This is a genomic window from Ruegeria sp. CDSC021, from assembly GCF_059610845.1.
Genome location: NZ_JBXWOK010000003.1, coordinates 297,430 through 315,960 on the forward strand (window position 1 = coordinate 297,430; position 18,531 = coordinate 315,960).

Here is an 18,531-nt window from a genome sequence, read left to right on the forward strand (position 1 = left end):
CAGATCGGATGGCGGATCCATACCTTCGCCAATAACACGTTCACCTACCTCTAGCCGATCCTCTGCTGACGGCAATAGGCCGGACAATGTTTCAGCAGCCCAATTTAAAATGATGGTTTGTTCGACAACAGCACTGCCCGGACCCTTCGAAGGAGTACTGCTCCTGAGGTGGCTTGCCATCCACACCGTCAACCAAGAATAGTTTTCACAAATTGCGAGTTAAACTTTTGATTTAAGAACCACTTTTGACATATATACGACCCGGCCAAACACTTTGCCGCCCTCAGACCTGTTCCCACTAGCCAGTAATGCGGGGGCAAAAATGGGACGGGCATTCACATCTGCACAGGCAAAAACCTGCGGAAGCTGGTATTCAATGCGGCAGACCGGGCATTTTGGTCTGATGGCCCTGTTTGGACTACAGCGCCGCTGTCCAAACTCTGTAACGTCCCTGCCCTGTCACCTCGCGGATCAAGCCCCTCCGGCTGAAACGGTCAATGTTGCGCTGAACCGCAGCGCGTGAGGCTTTAGTCAGCTCTTCCGCCAATGGGGCCGAAACCATTGGCCAGGCCGTAAACACGTCGATCAGTCTTGGTGGTGTGCGCCCGCTCAACTCTGCAGTGGTCTCTCTGGCGCGCTGCTCCCAGGCGCTGACCCGGTCCAGGTGCAGCAAGGCGGACAATACCGCCTGCCCTGTTCCCCTGATCCAGGCAGCAAGCTTTTCTGATGGTTCACCAACACCTCTCAACGCACCCGGACCCGACAGAACCAAGGGCATGAACACAGCCCCGCCCCGCCCCATCTTGGCCGCATGACGGGCGGCAATGATTGCAGCCTCGGTATCCTGTCCGATGCCTTGAGACAGGGCCCGCCAGGCATGAAAACCGATGGCGGCCTGCGTCACCGGGTGCAGCCCCTCGGAATTGCGCATGACTTCGGCAAGATCGGCGATGGCTTCGGGGACTTCGTCAATCCCCTGCGCAATACGATCTAAAAAGGCTGTCAGGCCGGTCTCCCACCCGCCATCCGATGGCGCGGCGCCGGATGTTAGCCGCCGTACGGCCCAACCCGCGCGGTACAGGGCCTGCACATCATCCCCGGTTGCACCAATCCGAAGCCCGGTCCAAAGCGCCAGCCGATCAACGCTGATCCGGTCTCCGGTCCACCATCCCAAATCGGATACATCCATCAGCGCCAGCCGGTGTGTCCACCCATCCGGGCCGGCGCGCAAACGTTCGTCCAAGGCGCCGAAACTAACTGCCAGGTCGGCCAGTTCCAACGACAGATCTGCCTGCGCCGCACGCCAGTCCCTGGGATCAAACAAAAGACTGCGGTCGACCCTTGGACCGGGCGGCAGGAAATCCTCGACAGCCTCTTCGTCAGGTGGCAGGAACCACAGATCATCCTCATCAGCGTCGTCATCATCATAGATGCTGCGCGGGCCGAGGGGGTCCTCGTCCTCATCCGGATCGGGAATGACGGGTGTGGTGGTCATGTCCGCTATATTTCTGGTATTTCCGCAGGTTCACAAGGCGTTTTTGACGCGACCTCAGCTTGCAAAGGTCGCGGTTAGAATATCCAGCTTACTTTCCAGGTCAGTCTGATCGCTGTCACCAATCAACATATAGCCATAACCGTCTTTGGACCAGGTCGCCGTCGCCAACCCGCTGAGCACTGCCTCTTTCAAATCCTTGCTTGGCGCGCCTTCACCCTGACGAATGACACAGAAGGCAAAAGGCTGGCCCTGTTCATTCGCAAAGACCACTTGAACCAACGGTTTGCCCCTGAAGGACAACACCTGCGCACGCTTCAATTCCATCCCCGGCAACGCCTCAAGAGTGTCACGTCTCAAGGACAGACCCAGCTGTGCCTCGGCCTGATCAAACTGAGTTGTCAACGCCTGTTCCGAGCTGTCCATCCCCGCGATCGTGTCCGCCGCATATAGTGATTGATAGATCGCCGCCTGCTCAGCCCACCCCATGGGCTGAGGCCTGGTTACCCAATATGTGGCCGACACAGAAATCACCGCGACAGATGCAGCTACTGCCAACAGGCGCAGAGGACCGCCACTGGTTTTTATCTCGGCATTTGGGTCAGGCAAAACCACCTGGGGCATCTCGGCCGGGACATGTTCAAACACCGCTTGTACCACCGGTGCGAATGGATCAAGCTCCATCAGGCGCGCCTCAAGCTCGGGTTCGGCCGCAACCGCAGCTTCTATCGCCTGAGCCTCGGCTTCATTCGCTTTGCCTTCCAGGTACGCTTTGAGAACTTCATCGGAAAACTTCATTTGCGACTCCGTCGAACGGCATCTGCCGCCTCATGCTGCATCACGACTTTCAGTTTTTGTCGCGCATTGGACAGCCTGCTCATGATCGTTCCTATTGGCACCTCCAGCAATGCTGCGGCCTCGCGGTAGCTATAGCCTTCGACATAGACCAGCATCACCGTTTCTCGCTGTGCTTCTGGCAACTGCATCACTTGGGTAAACACTTCGGCGGCGAATATATTCGTTTCCGAGTCCGGTCCGGATGCAATCAGCTCTGACTCTGGGGTCAACGACAGTGCCTGCGCTTTTCGGACCGAGCGGGCACGCAGCTCATTCAACCAGATTGAACGGCAGATCGTCATCAACCAACTGTCCAACCGCTCAAATGACGTGACCTGGTGGTGGCGTTCAAGCGCACGCAGGCAAGTAGCCTGCAACAGATCATCGGCCACTTCGGAAGCACCCGACAGGGCAAGCCCAAACCGCCAGACGCGCCTCGAATGCGTCTGGATCGCGCCGCGCACGGCCTGCTCGGAACTCAATTCACCGACCATAGTTTGCTTCACGACCTCTATCATTTTCACGAACCAGGTTCGCTGGGTCAGGCCTGACATACCCTGCGCGGGAAAGAAATGGAACTTATGTTGAAAAGGAAAGTACCATGCGGTCTTTGAAATTGCCCGTGATCTGATCGGAAATCCGCAGGCTCTGATCGAAACATCCTCACTAGGAACGGAGTCTACATCCAGACAGCCGGATCAAGGAGATGGGTTTAGGTCGCGAAGATACACGTACATAACAAGTTCGACATGCAGGCTTCGGTCGATTTGATGCTTGCGATCAAGGACACGATGAAACCCCTCGTCGATCAGGGCATGTCCATGGATGAAGTCCTGGCGCAAAATCCGTTATCCGTCTTTGAGAAGTTCGCCTGGTTTCACATTCCAACCGAGCGGATGACGATGATCATCTATTGTCTGCTGGCAGAGAGCTGAAATTCTCTTGGCCGAAATCACCACCTAGACTTTGACCGTCGAGAATAAGGGCACAATGCGAGGCAGTTAACTGCCTCGCTCAAAACCCCACACAGCCCGCAAAAGGCGCGCTTCACAGATGATAATGGACCCGCAAGATCAGCGGAATTCGCTAGCCTGTGCCAGTTGAGGCAACAGTACCGCAGCGAGTGTTCGCCAGCCTTCTGGTGATACATGTGTAGGGGATTTCTTCCAGGTTGCAGAGAAAGGCACCTGGCGAAGAAACGGAACAGATATCTCCTGCAATAGGTTCGAAGTCCGCTCGGAAATGTACGGTGCTTTTTACACAGATAACCGCGTAGTTCGTTGGGTCTAATCCGATATGAGTAAAATGCGCGCGATCAAGACATTGGTTCCGTATACTTGTGACAACAAGGTCAATACTTGCCTCGTGCCCAACCAAACGTAGGGCAGCTGTCTCGCCCAGCATAGCTACCCCACCGCCATACATTTTTCCGGTATAGCGACAAACGCCATCACCCAAAGCCAGAACTTCAAACTCTGCTTTGACTGGAACGTGCCCAGCCAAGTTGGACTTTGCACCGACCGCAAGTTTTACCCGTGCACCTTCTCCGGCCTCATGGGCTTGTTTTGCACTTTCAGGGTCATGGAACAGACCCATTAAGACACTCTTTGTCCCGCCCTCAATCAGTGCTGCCAGCAGGCCAGTAGTATCTGATGTCCCGCCCGCACCAGCGTTGTCCTGGACATCTGCGACAACAATGGGTTTTCCCCGCCTCTCGCGACATATCGAAACGGTTTCCTCCAGAGACAACATCGAACAATCAAGATCGGCTTCGCGAGATACAAACAAATGCACGACTTCTTCCACGGCAGCAGCAGCTTTCTGGGCTGTGGCCGCGTAGGCAAGACATGATGGGCCTGTGTCTGAGAAGTCCGCCGCGGTGAAGCCGAGGGCGATTTCTGCCAGAATTTCCTGCTTCTCAAATCTTTCGGGCAACTGATAGATCTCGCTGAATGGCTTGGAGCCCGTATGTTGCGCATGCAGAGGGATGAGGTAAGGCACCGGTTGGAAAGCCTTGTAGAGCGTTTCACCCGCTAGCAACCGCTGCAGGACAGGAACGCATCGTGCGCCCGTTTCCGCCATATCCAAGTGGGGATAGGTTCTAAAAACAGACAAATAGTCTGCATTGTCGACCATCTCAGCCGAGATGTTGGCGTGAAGGTCCAAACTTGCGACCACTGGCACTTCGAAGCCCACAACTTCACGTACACGACGCAGAAGCTCTCCCTCACCGTCAGCGAGGCTTTCGGTGACCATTGCCCCGTGGAGATCGAGATAAACGCCATCAATATCGCCCACATCCCGGATGCGATCCAACAACATCTCGCAAATTGTTTCGAATGCGTGATCGGTTACATGTGCAGACGGCTCGGCAGAACACCACAGGGTTGGTGCGACTTCAAATCCTGCTGCCGCTGCTGCTTTCGCAAAACCGGCGATAGGTAGGTTCATGCCAAACGTTTCCGATATCACCTGTGCACCGTGCAACATGCCGGGCCAGGAATCGGCCATCTCAAACTCGTGCAGACCGGCCTGCGTCACACCAAAGCAATTAGTTTCATGCTGAAAACCCGCGATCGCAATACGCTTGGTCGCCATCAAGTGTGCTCAATTTCTTGTTCGGCATGGGGCGCAGCAAAAACACTTTGGCCATTGCGGATCGTTTCAAGCACCCGCGTATCTGTCAGGCGGTCCGGATCGTGCAGTGGATTACGCGAAAGGACAACAAAGTCAGCAACTTTGCCCGGTTCGACAGAACCGCGCTGCTCGTCCTTGAAGACTTGCCAAGCAGCGTCGATGGTCTGAGCGCGCAAGGCTGACAGAACGCTGATCTTCTGATCTTCACCGAGCACGCGGCCAGAAACGGATTTTCGATTTACCGCACAGTGGGCCAGATGAATCGGACGCGTCGGGGTGACCGAGGCATCATTGTGGATTGTATATCGCAAGCCAAACCGCTCAGCAGACGCCGCAGGGGATATCCGCTCGGAGCGCTGCGGCCCCAAGAACGTATCGTAGTGGCGATCACCCCAAAAATGTATATGAGCCGGAAAAAAGCTGACGGTAAGTCCAAGCTGGACCATACGCTCCAACTGATCATCCCGCAGAGCCTGACCGTGGATAATGGTGTGGCGATGATCTGGGCGGGGATGCGCAATAAGCGCCTTTTCCACCGCATCTATGAACATCTCGGCACCGGCATCACCATTGCAGTGGCAATGCATTTGCAAGCCCTTGCTATGGAGTTTTCTGACGTCGGCATCTAGCTGTTCTTGTGAGGTGTAAACCATCCCACAAGGGTGACAGGGATCGGATGGCTTGAAATACGGGGTAGACAAAAACGCGGTCTGCAACTGAAAAGCCCCGTCCGTGAACAATTTGCGCGGACCCAGTGTGAAATGCGGGTTGCCGGGCCAGTTCGTACCTATCCAATGCTCGGACAATTCGGGTTCCAGACTTCCGACGGGTAAGAGCTCAATGTCTATTCCCGGATCCAGATCCGCGGGCTGGCTGGCAAAGTGTTCCAACATGGTTTGCGACGCCCAGGCGTTTTGGGCATAGGTCACACCATAGGATAGGTATTCGTCACGACAGGCCTCAAAGCCTTGCCAGAACCTTTCGCGGTCAATCAGGAAATCAGTATCGCCCATCTCGCCCATGGCCGATAATCCTTCGATCAATCCCGTCAGGGCTCCGGTTTCAGGATCACGGCCAAAGCGGCCGCCTTCTGGATCAGGTGTTTGACAGTTTAACCCGCGCCTCTGAAGGGCAACAGAATTGGCTACGCCACAGTGCCCCGACGCATGAATAACCCAGATTGGATGACGCTGTGATACATCGTCCAGCTCAGCCCGCGTGGGCATGCGGCCTTCGCGAATGGCAGTATTATCAAACAACACGCCCATGACCCATTCACCCTCGGGCGTCTCGCCAGCCTTTTCCCGAATCCTATTCAACGCCTGCGCCATGTGCTTGCAGTCCCCTAAAGGAGGCGAAGATAAGTCGACACGGAACAGCCGTATGAACCCTGGATCCGGGAAATGCCCGTGCGGGTCGATAAACGCCGGCATCAGTGTACGACCCTGAAGGTTATACTCATGTGAGTCAGCCGGCATGCGTGCGCGCAGATCTGCTTCTGCACCGACGGCCTGAATTCTTTTGCCCTCGGTCAGAACAGCCTCTGGAGAGGAGTTCTGTGCATCCATAGTCAGGATTGTGCCGTTAAAATATAGTGTGCTTGGCATTGGGTTTCCTACTACGACAGCGGGGCCAGACAACGCAGCCCGTGGCCGCCATTTACTTCCCATTCCGGGGTCTGGGTGCAGATATCCTTGGCAAAGGGACAACGCTCGCGGAATTCACAACCGGACGGGCGTTTGAGCAAACTGGGGGGCTCACCTTTGAGAGCAATCCGTTCCAACCGCGCATCCGGGTCCGGCTCTGGGTTGGCACTCAGCAGGCAGCGGGTATAGGGATGGCGCGGCTCGTTAAAGATGGCCTCGGTTGTACCTTCTTCAACCAATCGGCCCAAATACATGATGCCCATTCTGTCAGCCACATGGCGTACGACGCTAAGGTTATGCGTGATAATCACCATCGCAAGCCCCAGCCTTTCGCGCAGGTCGTTGAGCAGGTTCAACAGCTCACCCTGAACCGACACATCGAGACCTGCAGTGGGCTCATCCGCAAGGATCAATTTGGGTTCCAGTGCCAGTGCACGTGCCACACCCACACGCCGAGCTTGGCCACCAGATAGCTGATAAGGATAGCGGTCCGCGAAATGCGTGGGCAAGTTGACCATTTCCAAGAGGCGCTTGGCTTCGGCGTCCATGTCACGGTCCTTCATGCCCTGAATGCGGTAAGGCTCGGTAATCAGACTGCGGATGGTCAGACGCGGCGACAGGCTTCCAACCGGGTCTTGAAACATCATCGCCATGTCTTTGCGCAACGGGCGCATGACACTTTCGGGTGCACCCCGAATTTCCTGGCCTTCGAAGGTGACCGAACCATCTTGCGCAGGTGCTAACCCGGCAATGGCGCGAATGACCGTGGTTTTACCAGACCCACTTTCACCAACCAGCGCGTAAGTCTCTCCGGGTTCTACGGTAAAGCTGACACCCGCCAGTACATTGACCGGGCCATAGCTGGTATTGAGGTCCACAACGTTCAGCAAGCTCATGATGCGACCTCCTGATGGTTCAGCCAGCACGCAGCGTGATGGCCTTCTTTCAATTGATCCAGTGGCGGCACTTCGGTGGCGCAGCGCGCCATGGACTGATCACAACGATCCCTGAAAATGCAGCCCCCCGGCAGGTTGGCCAAGTCGGGCACTTCACCGGGAATGGTTGGCAATACACGGGCACGCTCTTTGATGTGACCGGGGTCGCATTCGATCAGTCGGCGTGTGTAAGGGTGTTTAGGATTGTGGAAAATCTCCCGCACGTCCCCGCTTTCAACAACTGCGCCAGCATACATCACAACAACCCTGTCGCAGAGTTCCGCGATCACGCCCAAATGGTGCGAGATGAACAAGATGGCACAGTGAAACTCGCGCTGCAGCTCTTGCAGGCGCTCAATGATCTGCACCTCCAGCGTCGCATCCAGTGCAGTTGTCGGCTCATCCGCAATCAAAAGATCAGGTTCGGACATCAACGCCATCGCGATGGCGATCCGTTGACGCATCCCACCAGAGAATTCATGCGGATATTGCGCCAGACGCGCCTCAGGGTCAGGAATGCCAACAGCGCCCAACATTTTGGCCGCGTGCGCCAACTTGTCAGCCTTGGACTGTCTGGATCGGTGCTGAATATCCAGCATCTGCTGACCGATAGTCAGAACCGGGTTGTGCGTTTGCATCGGATCCTGAAAGACGATGGATATATCCGCCCCGCGCAGGTCCCGCATGTGCCGCTCAGAGGCTTGCAGCAAATCCTTCCCCTTGAACCTAATTTCTCCTTCACGGAACCGGGTATTGGGCGCGGTCAAACGCAGAATGGATGAGATCAACGTGGATTTACCACAACCGGACTCTCCCACGATGCCAACGATTTCACCTTTGTTGACGTTGAATGTGATGTCCCTCAATGCCCTGAGGTCGCCACGGCCTGTTTCGTAATCGACGCAAAGCTGGTCGATTTCCAGAAGTGTCTCGGTCATCGCTGTTTCCTCAGTTTCGGGTCAACTACATCGCGCAGGCTTTCACCCAGAAACGTGAAGCCAAGCGTTGCCAGAATGATCGGCAGGCCTCCGCCAACAACCAACCAAGGAGTTTGGCGGATCAGGGAATAGCCATCCTTAAGCAAAGCACCCCAGCTCGGGGTCGGAGGCTTAACGCCCAGACCCAGGAAGGACAGGCCGGCCTCAAGCGCGATGACTGTGGGGATATCCATGGCTGCCAACACAGCCAGAACGCCAATGATGTTGGGCAGCATGTGAACGCCTAGAATGCGCGCCATGCTGGCCCCCATTGAACGTTCAGCCAGGATGAACTCAGAGTTGCGCAGTGTCAGCGTTTGGGTCCGCGCCACGCGCCCATATGTTGGGATCGAGGTCGCCATGACGACAAACACGACCGTCTGCAGACTGGGCCCGATCAGGGCCACAACAGCCAGCGCGAACATCACTGTCGGAAAGGACCGGATGGTATCGAAGAAAAGCATTAGAAGATTATCGAGCCATTTCGGCCCATACCCTGCAATCATGCCCAGTGTCAGGCCAATCGCCATTGCTCCGAACACGGCGGGCAATGCCACCTTGAGCGCTACTTGGCCCCCCGCGATGACCCGCGAAAACGTATCGCGCCCTAACTGATCTGTGCCCAGCAGGTGTGCTGTGGACGGTCCCTGCAAGCGGGATTTGATATCCATCGCAATCGGATCATAGGGTACGATCCAATACGCAAAGATTGCGCAGAAAACGATGACACCGACGATGATTAAGCCCATGAGACCAAGCGGGTCGCGCGCAACGCCGACTATGATCTGGCCCATTTCGGAACGAGATTTTTCCATGTGCCTGCCTCCTCAATGAGCCGTGCGCGCGCGTGGATCAAGCAGCGCATTGATCAGATCGGCCAATGCGGTCGACACCACGAACAAAGCTGTTGATACTAGGACAGAGCCCATCACAATCGGGTAGTTTCGGGTCGTAATGCTGTCGATGACCAGTTTGCCCAAACCAGGTCGGGCAAAGACGATTTCAGCGAAAACCGCCGAGCTGAGAAGAAAACCCATCCCAACACCGATCACGGTAACCACGGGCAAAATGGCGATCCGCAGCGCGTACACCATGACCACGCGACGTTCGGCGATACCAAAGGCTCGGGCCGTGCGGACATGGCTTTCACCCATAACCTCCAGCATCGACGCGCGTACCAACCGGGCAATATAGCCAACCCAACTGAGCCCGATGGCAAAGGCGGGCAGGACCAGATGGTCAAGACGGTCAAAGAAGCCTTCCCCGGCACCGATCGCGGGAAACCACTGTAGATGCACTGCAAAAACCAAAAGAGCCAAGAGCGCGACAACAAAGGCCGGAGCGGCCACAAAACTAACAGATATCGCGGCGGCAACCCGGTCGATCAACGTATTGGGATGCGCAGCCGCATAGGCGCCGAGTGCGATGCCCAGCGTAGCTGACCACAGGATCGACGCGAAAATCAGTTCCAATGTGAATGGTAGTTGCTGGAACACGATGTCAGTCACGGAACGACCCGAAAAGACATCGGTTCCCAAGTCTCCCTGCAAGAGGTTTCCGTAAAAAATCAAAAGCTGTTTCCAGATTGGCTGGTCCAACCCCAACGCTACTGTGAGTTGGGCCTGAAGCTCGGGCGTGGCGCGTGGGCCGAGCATGATTTGGACCGGGTCGCCTGGCACGGCGCGGATCATCAGGAACATGACGGTGACCGCCACGAACAGGATAAGCAGCGACAGCCCGAACCGACGGGTTGCGAATTTCAGCATGGCCAACTGGCTCCTTTTGGCTTGATGGCGTTGGTGTTGGTACGGCGAGCGTTATGCACCCGCCGCACCTAGTCGACCTGGGGAGATCAGGTCGCCTTGCCAAAATAGCGAAGCAGGGACAGGCCATCTGGCCGCAATGCGGGAATGACGCGAGCGCTGTGAATAACCGGAGTTGCCTCATGGGTGATGAAGCGATAGGCGCCGCTTTCTTCCATTAGATCCTGCGCGCGCTGATACATTTCCGCCCGCTTTGCGATATCCGTTTCAGCAGCCGCAGTTTCGTGAATCTCATTGAATTCAGGGCTGTTAAAGCGTTCCCAGTTCCATTTTCCTATCTGTTCAGGCGTGAACCACGACGTCGCATAATACGGATCTGGGGTCATCGAAAAACGGTTCAGAACGAGCTGCAGGTTTTCATTGTCGCCGGACGCCCAGAATGCACCGGATTCCAGAACGTTGACTTCAACCGTGATCCCAATTTGCGCGAGCGTCGCCTGAATGATCTGAGCCGTTGTCGTGAAGGTCGTTTTGTTCAGCGTGTCGAGGGTCAGCGTGACATTGGTTTCACCGGATTCCGCCAGCAGCTGTGCCGCCTTCTCAAAATCCGCCGCCGGTGGCACCAGCGAAGAAGCCCGATGCCCGGCGAGGCCCGGTGCGATGATGCCGGTCGCTGGTTCGGCAGCACCAAAATATGCGGCCTCCAGAATGCTGGGTACGTCCACCGCGTGCTGAATCGCCTGTCGCAGTTTTTGATTTTGCAGCTTTGGATGCTCAACGTTCATGCCCATCCAGACATAGTAGAGCGAGGGCTTCTCAACCAACGATCCACCATTGGGAACACCAGCGCGATAACGCTCGACCGAGCCCAGCGACACGCGGGTTACATCCAGTTCACCTGCCTCAAAAGCGATCTCGGCGGTGTTTTCATCATCGATCGGATAGATCTCGACGGTGTCCCAAGTGGGCGCGTCCCCTTTCCAGTCGGGGTTGCGCTTAAGAACAGTCTTTTCCTTGGGCGACCAACTGTCTCGCAGATAAGGGCCGGATTCGGCAACCGGATCAGCACCGATCCGGCCACCGGCGGCTTCGACCGCTGCCTTCGAGACGATGTTGCCAGTAATATAAGGCAAGGCAATCGACCAGATCGGGGCAAACGGGCTGTTCAGAACGATTGTCCCTTCTCGGTCTCCTGTCACTTCAACATGGCTGAATGGCCCTAGGTCGGGCTTATTCGGACTGTCGGTCGTGTCGTCCACGATCCGTTCCATGCTGAATTTGACGTCATCAGCAGTCATCGCGCCAAATCCGTTAGTGAATCCAATATCGTCACGCAATGCGAACTTGATATGGGTCGGGTCAACCTGCTCGATCATAGTTGCCGCATCCATCTGCCAACCCCATTCCTCGCCCGGCTTGTATTGGATCAGCTTGTTGTAGATGGAGGCATGCACTTCTTCTTCAACGACACCAACGGAATGTGCTGGATCCATGTTCTGTGCATCACCATAAGCCCGCACCCGCAGAACACCGTCATCTGCTGCAAACGCGCGGTTCGCCCACCCCATCGGAAGCGCTGTAGCGGCCCCAAGCGCTGTTGCGCCTTTCAGAAACCTCCGGCGACCAACATTGGCCTTTGTCCATTCGATCTTCATAGTATCCTCCCTTAGATTAAGTCAGAGAAGTCCGCGTGGAACGGTTTCGGACCATTCCCTTGTTAGGACTTCGATTTCATTTGCGCCTTCAGTGGCGCGTAGTTTGCGGTAGAGATAGAAATTCTCGGTGTCACAGGTCATGCGGCACTCGGTCGTGATGGCGGCCTGCCATTCTTCGCGCTCGAACGAAAAACTCCAAGCGGTCTCGAAATACGCGGTTGTCGGATCATCGGGGTGAATGCGGTAAAGCATGCGTACGTCGCTACCAACAATCAGATCGTGGTAGGGATCGCGCGTTTTACCATAGTCATCAAACGTCTCCAGAACCACGCAACCGCTTTCCGTCACCGTGCGTTCTGATTGCGCTGAAGGTAAACGCAACTGCTCAGCTGCCAGAACCGGATACGCCTGCGCCGGGCCGGGTTCAGAGGCTTGAATTTCATGCGCAACTTCGCGCACCGGCAGATGAAGAGCACAATCCAGCAAGTGTAAAGTTACCGTGGCCGATTGAGGTGCTGGCCAGACAATCGGCCAATAAGACGTCGACAACGCCAGTCGCAAAACGTGGCCCTCGCGCAAATGGTGCGCACATTCGTTCAGCGTGATTTCAGCCTCGTAGATCTCACCTGGTTGCAGGACCTGCGGCGTCTCATGACTGTGGGAGTGACACAGGTTCAACGGACGATAGCTGATCCGCTGTGACACACCTTCGGGTGAAACATCACACAGCCGCGCGACAAGCTGGGCAACAGGCTGATCCACTGAAAACTGGAACTTTAGCTTTGCCCGACCCAGCAGCTCGAGCGGTGCTTGCAGCGGCGAGCTGTCAAAACAGACCGATAAGGCATCATCACCGGCCTGATCCCCTGCAAGTTCATTGTCGATACGCATACCCGCACAGAAATATCCGCCTTCCCCACCAACATGGTTGGGCGACGTGACAACGACCGTGCCAACCACCGGGTCCCGCGAAAACCCACCAGGAACCAGATGCCAGACCCCTTCTGAGACATGAGGTGACGGCCATGCCGTCTCTGCAATCCAACGACCTTTCCGAGGACCGTTTTGCGCAGTCGGATTGAAGTGTTCCTGCATGTATGTCCGATAGGCAGGCAAGTCCTCGGCGCCGTTTTGTTGTCCCTTCAGCCAGCGGTCAAACCATCCGACGACTTCGGAATGAAAATCTGCGGGATCAAGCTTTGAGATGTGCGGATAGCGGTGTTCCCACGGCCCAATGATAGCTTTGGTTGGCGCCGTCAGGTTGGCTGCCAAAGCCGGAGGCGCATTGACATAAGCATCTGCCCAGCCTGTAATCGCCAAGACAGGGGTTTGGATCGCGGTCCAATCCTCGCAAACTGAGCCGTGCTTCCAATATGGGTCGCGCGTCTGATGTCGCAGCCAATCTGCAGAAGAGAATGGGACGTTTTGCAGTCGGGCAAGCCAGTCCTGTCGCCAATCTGCTCGAAGCTCTGGATCAGCTGGGCGCGTCAGATAGGCAAACATCTGACTGCCCCAATTCATGTTGTCACTCAGCAGGCACCCACCCATGAAATGGATGTCATCGGCATATCGATCCACAGTCGAAGCGACACTGACGATGGCTTTCAGTGCAGGTGGTTGCCTGAAGGCCAGCTGCAGACCATTAAACCCGCCCCAAGATATCCCAATCATCCCGACATTGCCGTCACACCAATCCTGCGCGGCAATCCAGGCTATGACTTCCTCACCATCATGCAGTTCCTGTTCCGAGTATTCGTCGTCGAATTGCCCTTCGCTGTCCCCGGTGCCAGCTATGTCGACCCGAATACAGGCATAGCCCGCCTTTGCAAAAACCGTGTGTGTTGTTTCGTCTCTGGGCGCGGTGCCGTCACGTTTGCGATATGGCAGATATTCCAGAATGGCCGGTGTGGGGCCTGTCTCGGGCAACCAGAGGCGCGCCGCAAGCCGTCGCCCATCGGCGAGTGTGATCCATGTGTTTTCGATTGTTTCGATTGGCATCTGAAGCTTGTCTGTTACGATCTGATGCTGAAGAAGAAACCGATTTGCAGATAAATCAAATTGTGCAATCTTATGCGAGTTGACGCAATTTGCAGTGATATAGCGTCAAAACGAGAAAGGTTTTTCTTGTGTCCGAGTATTTTTCTGCCAACTTACGATCGTTGTGCGCAGAGCATGGAAACATTTCGCAGATTTGCCGCGAAATCGGCGTCAATAGACAGCAATTCAATCGCTATTTGAATGGCTCCAGCCTGCCCTCTGCCCATAACATGCGCCGCATTGCACGTCATTTCGACCTGACCGAAGCACAGCTTTTCGAGGAAACTGCAAGCTTCGAACGAATGCTAAGAGGCGTCCTGCCACAAGTTGGGAAAACGCCCACAGATGCGTTTTTGGAACCCTTCCGGGGGCAACAGAAAAACCTGAGGCGCTACATAGGTTTTTATCATTCCTATTTCTGCACGCCATCTTGGGAAGGAAAAATCTTCTGTTCATTGATCCGCATTCAGGAAGTTGAAGGGCTAATCACGATCCGGTCCCGTGAAATTGCCACGTCTCCAGACAAGAGCATGCATCAGATTTCGCGCTACGCTGGCTTTGTAACTATGCGCGGGAACAGGATATTCGTGACCGAACACGAGCTCGCGCGCGAAGGCAGCGTTTCCAATACAATCTTGTACTCGGCGCATCGCCAGCAACTGAAGTATTTGCGAGGGATGACCATGGGTGTTGCTTGGCGCCCATACCCCCATCCATACGCAGCCAAAACAATCTGGAAACGTCTGCACGAACGCGTAACTGCGCGCGAGGCGATCGCAGCTTGTGGCATTTACCCAATCCAAAGTAATAGGATTGATCCAACTGTCAGAAAGCACCTGACCGAGGTTTGAATCGCCGGATAGACATAAGCGAAAGCACCGTTCTTTAGGTGCCGACTCCAATTCCGATAGCAATTTTTCGTCCAAACTGTACGAGATCAATTCGTACCAGTTCTTCGAGACAGCACTGACAATGCCGCAAGTCTAGCTCGTGCAACGGGTAATGCTCGTCTCTGATTGCTGCGAAGAGGCGGATTATGACCCAGGCATCACCACCGATCTGGCAATACCATGTGTGTGCAGTAGCATTTGTGCTGCTTCTGCAAACATGCTGCCTGTCTGACGTCTGGCACGAAACACTGGTCTGAACTTAATCCACCGCTGCACGAAAACGCCGCCCCCGGATCAAAGGGGGCGGCGCAAGGTTCGTAACGCTATAGTTTGATTACTCGGCAGCCTGTGTGCTTGCGTCAGCATGCTTGTCACGCTGTCCGTCGCGGTAAAGCGCTTTGGTCAGCGAGACCATCATCAGGGCCATCACCATGGTAAATGGCAATGCACCGATGATCATCGCGTTGCGCAACGCATCCATCGGGTTGTTTTCCCCTGCAGCAAGGATCAGCGCGCCGATCACAGCCGTCAGGATCACCCCCCAGATGATGCGGTGCTTGATGCCGGTCTCCTGGCTGCCGCCGGACATGATGGTGTTCATCACCAGAATGCCCGAGTCAGCTGAGGTCACCAGGAAGGTCATGATCAGGATCACGCACATGACGTTCAGCATGGACAGCAGCCCTCCGTCGATCATGTAGGACAGGGTCACGAACAGCTTGTTTGTGTTCGAGGCACCAATAATCGCGCCTTCTGCGGCACCGGCCAGTTCCAGATCAATCGCGGTGCCACCCAGTACAGTCATCCAGGCGAAGCACACCAGTGCCGGTGCAAGCACGCAGCCCAGAATGAACTCGCGCACGGAGCGACCTTTGGAGATACGCGCCAGGAACAGGCCCACAAACGGCGAGAACGCAATCCACCAGGCCCAGTAGAACGTGGTCCAGCCAGACTGCCAGCCGAACTGACGGCCCTGCTCACCCGCTGCATAAGCTGCGGCCAAAGTTGCTTCGTCCAACTCCGCAGCTGCGCCTTCCAGACCGCTCTTGAAGCCGTCAAAGCTGCCCCAGGCATTGGTAGCGCCACCCATCAGGGCGTCCGCATGCGCCTGTGCTTCGGCAGGCAGAGCCGCCGCAAAGGCCTCGGCTGACAGCGGGCCATAGGCACCAAAGCTCAGCGAGAGGAAGTTCAGAAGGTAATCAACCAGTGCTGTACCATAGGTGGTCATAGCAAAGACGAAGGACCCGAAGATCACAAACGTGCCCAGCAGGATGATCGACAGGACAAGGTTCAGGTTCGACAGGTATTTAACACCCCGGCCAACACCCGACACCGCCGAAATGATGGACAAGCCCATGATAACGACCAGACCAGCAATCAGACCAACTTTGCTCGGCGTCGGAACATCTCCGCCAAAGTCCATGATCCATTCCATGCCGGTGATGGCATAGAAACCGTCGATGAACTGGCTGACGCCAAAACCGATGGTCACGGACACACCCAGGATCGTTGCAACAACGCCCAGAACGTCGACCACATGGCCAAGGAATCCGTTCATCAAACGACCGAACAGCGGGGTCAGAGCCGCACGGATGGTCAGAGGCATGTCACGGGTATAGGCGTAATAGGCCAGCGACAGGCCAGTCACCACATAGATTGCCCAGGCGTGGAAGCCATAGTGCAGGAAGGTATACCGATAGGCCGACTGAACGGATTCGGGATCGTTGCCAGCAACTGCACCGGACACGACCTCGGGGTTTGATCCCCACAGGCCCAGCGGTTCAGCCGTAGCAAAAACCATCAAACCAACACCAAGACCGGCACCAAACATCATCGAGAACCACGAGAAGTTCGAGAACTCGGGCTTTTCGCCAGGTGTTCCCATCACCCGCTTCCCTGTCGACGGCAGGATCGCCACAATCACCAGAAAGATGGCAAACAGGCCGACAATAACAATGTAGAAGCTGTTGAAGATTTCCAGCAGCTTGCCATTCCAGCTACCGAGGGTGCTGTTGGCATTGGCCGGGAAGACAAGCGCCCACAGTACAAGGGCAACCATGATGCCCTTGCTGATCAGCGCAATCGGTACGCTGTAATTCTCATAGAAACCGGCATCCGCCGTTTCTATCTCTAGATCCGTAAATGGTTCAGGTAATGACATAAGGTTCCTCCCAGTTGTCACTTTTTCATTATTTTTCCGCACAGGTTAGTTGGCTTTTTACCATGAACCCGACGGGCCTTTGGTTCGAACACACGTGCCGATTTTCTCATGCAGCGTGGCGGTTAGCGCTACGTCTCCGGTAGCGGCACATTCAAGGATTACCGACGGTTCACATCTGGCAGCCGAGCATTGCTCGCCGACTGAAACGACGCGATCAGGTTCAGAAGTGGTCACGTCTGGCTCCAAATTCGGCAATTCCGATTCAGAGCAGAATGCAGCTACAGGGCGATATCAGTCAAACTCAATTAGCTTTAATTAACTTCAGTAAAGATGAAGTCGGTAACTTTCCTTGCCAGAATTCAACAACCGCATGGATCTACTTAGGTGCATGCATAGGGTCGATACTAATGATCTGAACCGCGCCAACAAGTCGTAACCTTTGTATAGCGTTGGACCTATCCCGCCCTATCCGACGCGAAACCGGTTCAGTCAATTTCGGCCTCGGCCGGGTTGGTAACAGCTACAGTCCCCGTCGCATAGATCTCTATCAGGGCTTCGCCAGCCTGTGATCCATCTAGCTCCACCTCAATGATCTCAAGGAATTTTTCGGTCTCAATCGCAGCCACCGCCATTGTCCGCATATAGATTTCCCAAAGATTATACTTGCGTTTGGACGAAAGATTCCCATCATTCGATATTCAGTCTCGTATTGTGAGAATTTCGTTAACATGCACCTAGAACGTCTGATCCAGATACTTGAAATCATCGCAGTCGTCGGACGCCCTGTTTCGGTGGCAGAGGTTCAACGTGCAACCGATCTGCCCAAGCCCACATGTTACCGGCTCATTCAGTCACTTGTTGAACAAAATCTCCTCGACGAACCCTCTGATGACGGAAAATACATCATTGGCGAGCGGATGATCAGGATTGCCTTGCTTGGAAAGTCCGATGCCGATGTCCGACGCTGTGCAGCCCCCCTTATGCGCCTCGCAGCGACAAATTTTAATGAAACGGTTTTTCTTGCGCGCTTTCGCGACAACAAAGTTGAAATCATCCACGTAGAAACACCCGATGATCCCGCTCGTGCCTTCATTCATCCGGGCTTGGGCGTACGTCCCATGCATGCCTGCTCGTGCTCGAAAGCCATTGCCGCCTTTGCGGAACCGGAATTTCGCGAAAGCATCATGTCAGGGAGCCTGAAGGCGTATACTGAACACACCAAGACGACCGAAGATGAGCTGCGCCGCGAATTCGAGATAATTAGCGAACGCGGCTTTGCCGATTGTGATCAGGAAATCGACATCGGAATTGCCAGCGTTGCGGCACCGGTATCGATCGGCAACATCGGAGCTACGTTCAGTATTGGTGCGGTTGGCCCCATTCGCCGGTTCCGCACCGAATACCGAATCGAGATCGGCGAGAAATTGAAAGGTTTGTCCAAGAAGGTCAGTGGCGCAATCCAGCTGTGCAACGTGACGGATACATAACGAAACGAACAACT

16 protein-coding genes are annotated in these 18,531 nt (G+C 55.3%); 3 read left to right on the forward strand and 13 right to left on the reverse strand.

All coding sequences use genetic code 11. From position 1 onward, the window contains the following. Nucleotides 1–418: 418 nt before the first annotated feature. From AC2FGB_RS08225 to AC2FGB_RS08235, 3 genes are read right to left on the reverse strand one after another with little or no spacing between them, the layout of a single operon-like run. Nucleotides 419–1,495 (reverse strand): helix-turn-helix domain-containing protein, encoded by a 1,077-nt coding sequence (locus AC2FGB_RS08225; protein WP_142636109.1) that lies wholly within the window; start codon nt 1,493–1,495, stop codon nt 419–421. A gap of 54 nt (nt 1,496–1,549) precedes the next feature. Then, on the reverse strand, nt 1,550–2,290 hold the full coding sequence (locus AC2FGB_RS08230) for a hypothetical protein (RefSeq protein WP_282027170.1): 741 nt from the start codon (nt 2,288–2,290) through the stop codon (nt 1,550–1,552). Further along, nucleotides 2,287–2,835, reverse strand: a complete 549-nt coding sequence (locus AC2FGB_RS08235; RefSeq protein ID WP_282021723.1) for an RNA polymerase sigma factor — start codon at nt 2,833–2,835, stop codon at nt 2,287–2,289. Before AC2FGB_RS08235 ends, AC2FGB_RS08230 begins: the two co-directional genes overlap by 4 nt. Before the next feature lie 285 nt (nt 2,836–3,120). Between AC2FGB_RS08235 and AC2FGB_RS08240 the strand changes: the two genes are divergently transcribed. Then, a complete protein-coding gene (locus AC2FGB_RS08240; protein ID WP_496693718.1) occupies nt 3,121–3,264 on the forward strand; it encodes a hypothetical protein in 144 nt (47 codons plus the stop codon). Nucleotides 3,265–3,415: 151 nt separating this feature from the next. Here the strand turns inward: AC2FGB_RS08240 and AC2FGB_RS08245 are convergent, their stop codons facing one another. The 8 genes from AC2FGB_RS08245 to AC2FGB_RS08280 form a co-directional block, all read right to left on the reverse strand. Further along, nucleotides 3,416–4,927, reverse strand: coding sequence for a M81 family metallopeptidase (locus AC2FGB_RS08245; RefSeq protein ID WP_496693717.1), 1,512 nt, complete (start codon nt 4,925–4,927; stop codon nt 3,416–3,418). After that, nucleotides 4,927–6,573 carry an amidohydrolase gene (locus AC2FGB_RS08250; protein ID WP_496693716.1) on the reverse strand — a complete coding sequence of 549 codons (1,647 nt, stop codon included), beginning with the start codon at nt 6,571–6,573 and terminating at the stop codon, nt 4,927–4,929. Before AC2FGB_RS08250 ends, AC2FGB_RS08245 begins: the two co-directional genes overlap by 1 nt. An 11-nt stretch (nt 6,574–6,584) precedes the next feature. Beyond that, entirely contained in the window at nt 6,585–7,508 is a 924-nt protein-coding gene (locus AC2FGB_RS08255; RefSeq protein WP_142636099.1) for an oligopeptide/dipeptide ABC transporter ATP-binding protein, read from the reverse strand. Then, complete coding sequence (locus tag AC2FGB_RS08260; protein ID WP_496693715.1) at nt 7,505–8,485, reverse strand: ABC transporter ATP-binding protein; 981 nt, start codon at nt 8,483–8,485, stop codon at nt 7,505–7,507. The genes AC2FGB_RS08255 and AC2FGB_RS08260 overlap by 4 nt, the downstream gene beginning before the upstream one ends. Then, complete coding sequence (locus AC2FGB_RS08265; RefSeq protein WP_281995038.1) at nt 8,482–9,339, reverse strand: ABC transporter permease; 858 nt, start codon at nt 9,337–9,339, stop codon at nt 8,482–8,484. The genes AC2FGB_RS08260 and AC2FGB_RS08265 overlap by 4 nt, the downstream gene beginning before the upstream one ends. Nucleotides 9,340–9,351: 12 nt before the next feature. After that, nucleotides 9,352–10,290, reverse strand: coding sequence for an ABC transporter permease (locus tag AC2FGB_RS08270; RefSeq protein ID WP_496693714.1), 939 nt, complete (start codon nt 10,288–10,290; stop codon nt 9,352–9,354). Nucleotides 10,291–10,376: 86 nt separating this feature from the next. Beyond that, complete coding sequence (locus tag AC2FGB_RS08275; protein ID WP_496693713.1) at nt 10,377–11,942, reverse strand: ABC transporter substrate-binding protein; 1,566 nt, start codon at nt 11,940–11,942, stop codon at nt 10,377–10,379. Nucleotides 11,943–11,963: 21 nt separating this feature from the next. Beyond that, the gene (locus AC2FGB_RS08280; protein ID WP_496693712.1) at nt 11,964–13,940 is read right to left on the reverse strand and encodes a CocE/NonD family hydrolase; all 1,977 of its coding nucleotides are present in this window, start codon (nt 13,938–13,940) and stop codon (nt 11,964–11,966) included. Nucleotides 13,941–14,068: 128 nt separating this feature from the next. On the opposite strand from AC2FGB_RS08280, the gene AC2FGB_RS08285 reads away from it, so the two are divergent. Further along, nucleotides 14,069–14,830, forward strand: coding sequence for a helix-turn-helix transcriptional regulator (locus AC2FGB_RS08285; RefSeq protein ID WP_281972993.1), 762 nt, complete (start codon nt 14,069–14,071; stop codon nt 14,828–14,830). Between the two features lie 373 nt (nt 14,831–15,203). Here the strand turns inward: AC2FGB_RS08285 and AC2FGB_RS08290 are convergent, their stop codons facing one another. Then, nucleotides 15,204–17,030: a BCCT family transporter gene (locus AC2FGB_RS08290; protein WP_496693711.1), complete on the reverse strand. Its 1,827-nt coding sequence runs from the start codon at nt 17,028–17,030 to the stop codon at nt 15,204–15,206. 485 nt (nt 17,031–17,515) lie between these two features. Then, nucleotides 17,516–17,671, reverse strand: coding sequence for a hypothetical protein (locus AC2FGB_RS08295; protein WP_271948696.1), 156 nt, complete (start codon nt 17,669–17,671; stop codon nt 17,516–17,518). 87 nt (nt 17,672–17,758) lie between these two features. Here AC2FGB_RS08295 and AC2FGB_RS08300 point away from each other — a divergent pair, with 87 nt between their 5' ends. Beyond that, nucleotides 17,759–18,517 (forward strand): IclR family transcriptional regulator, encoded by a 759-nt coding sequence (locus tag AC2FGB_RS08300; RefSeq protein WP_281972994.1) that lies wholly within the window; start codon nt 17,759–17,761, stop codon nt 18,515–18,517. The last annotated feature ends 14 nt before the right edge of the window (nt 18,518–18,531 follow it).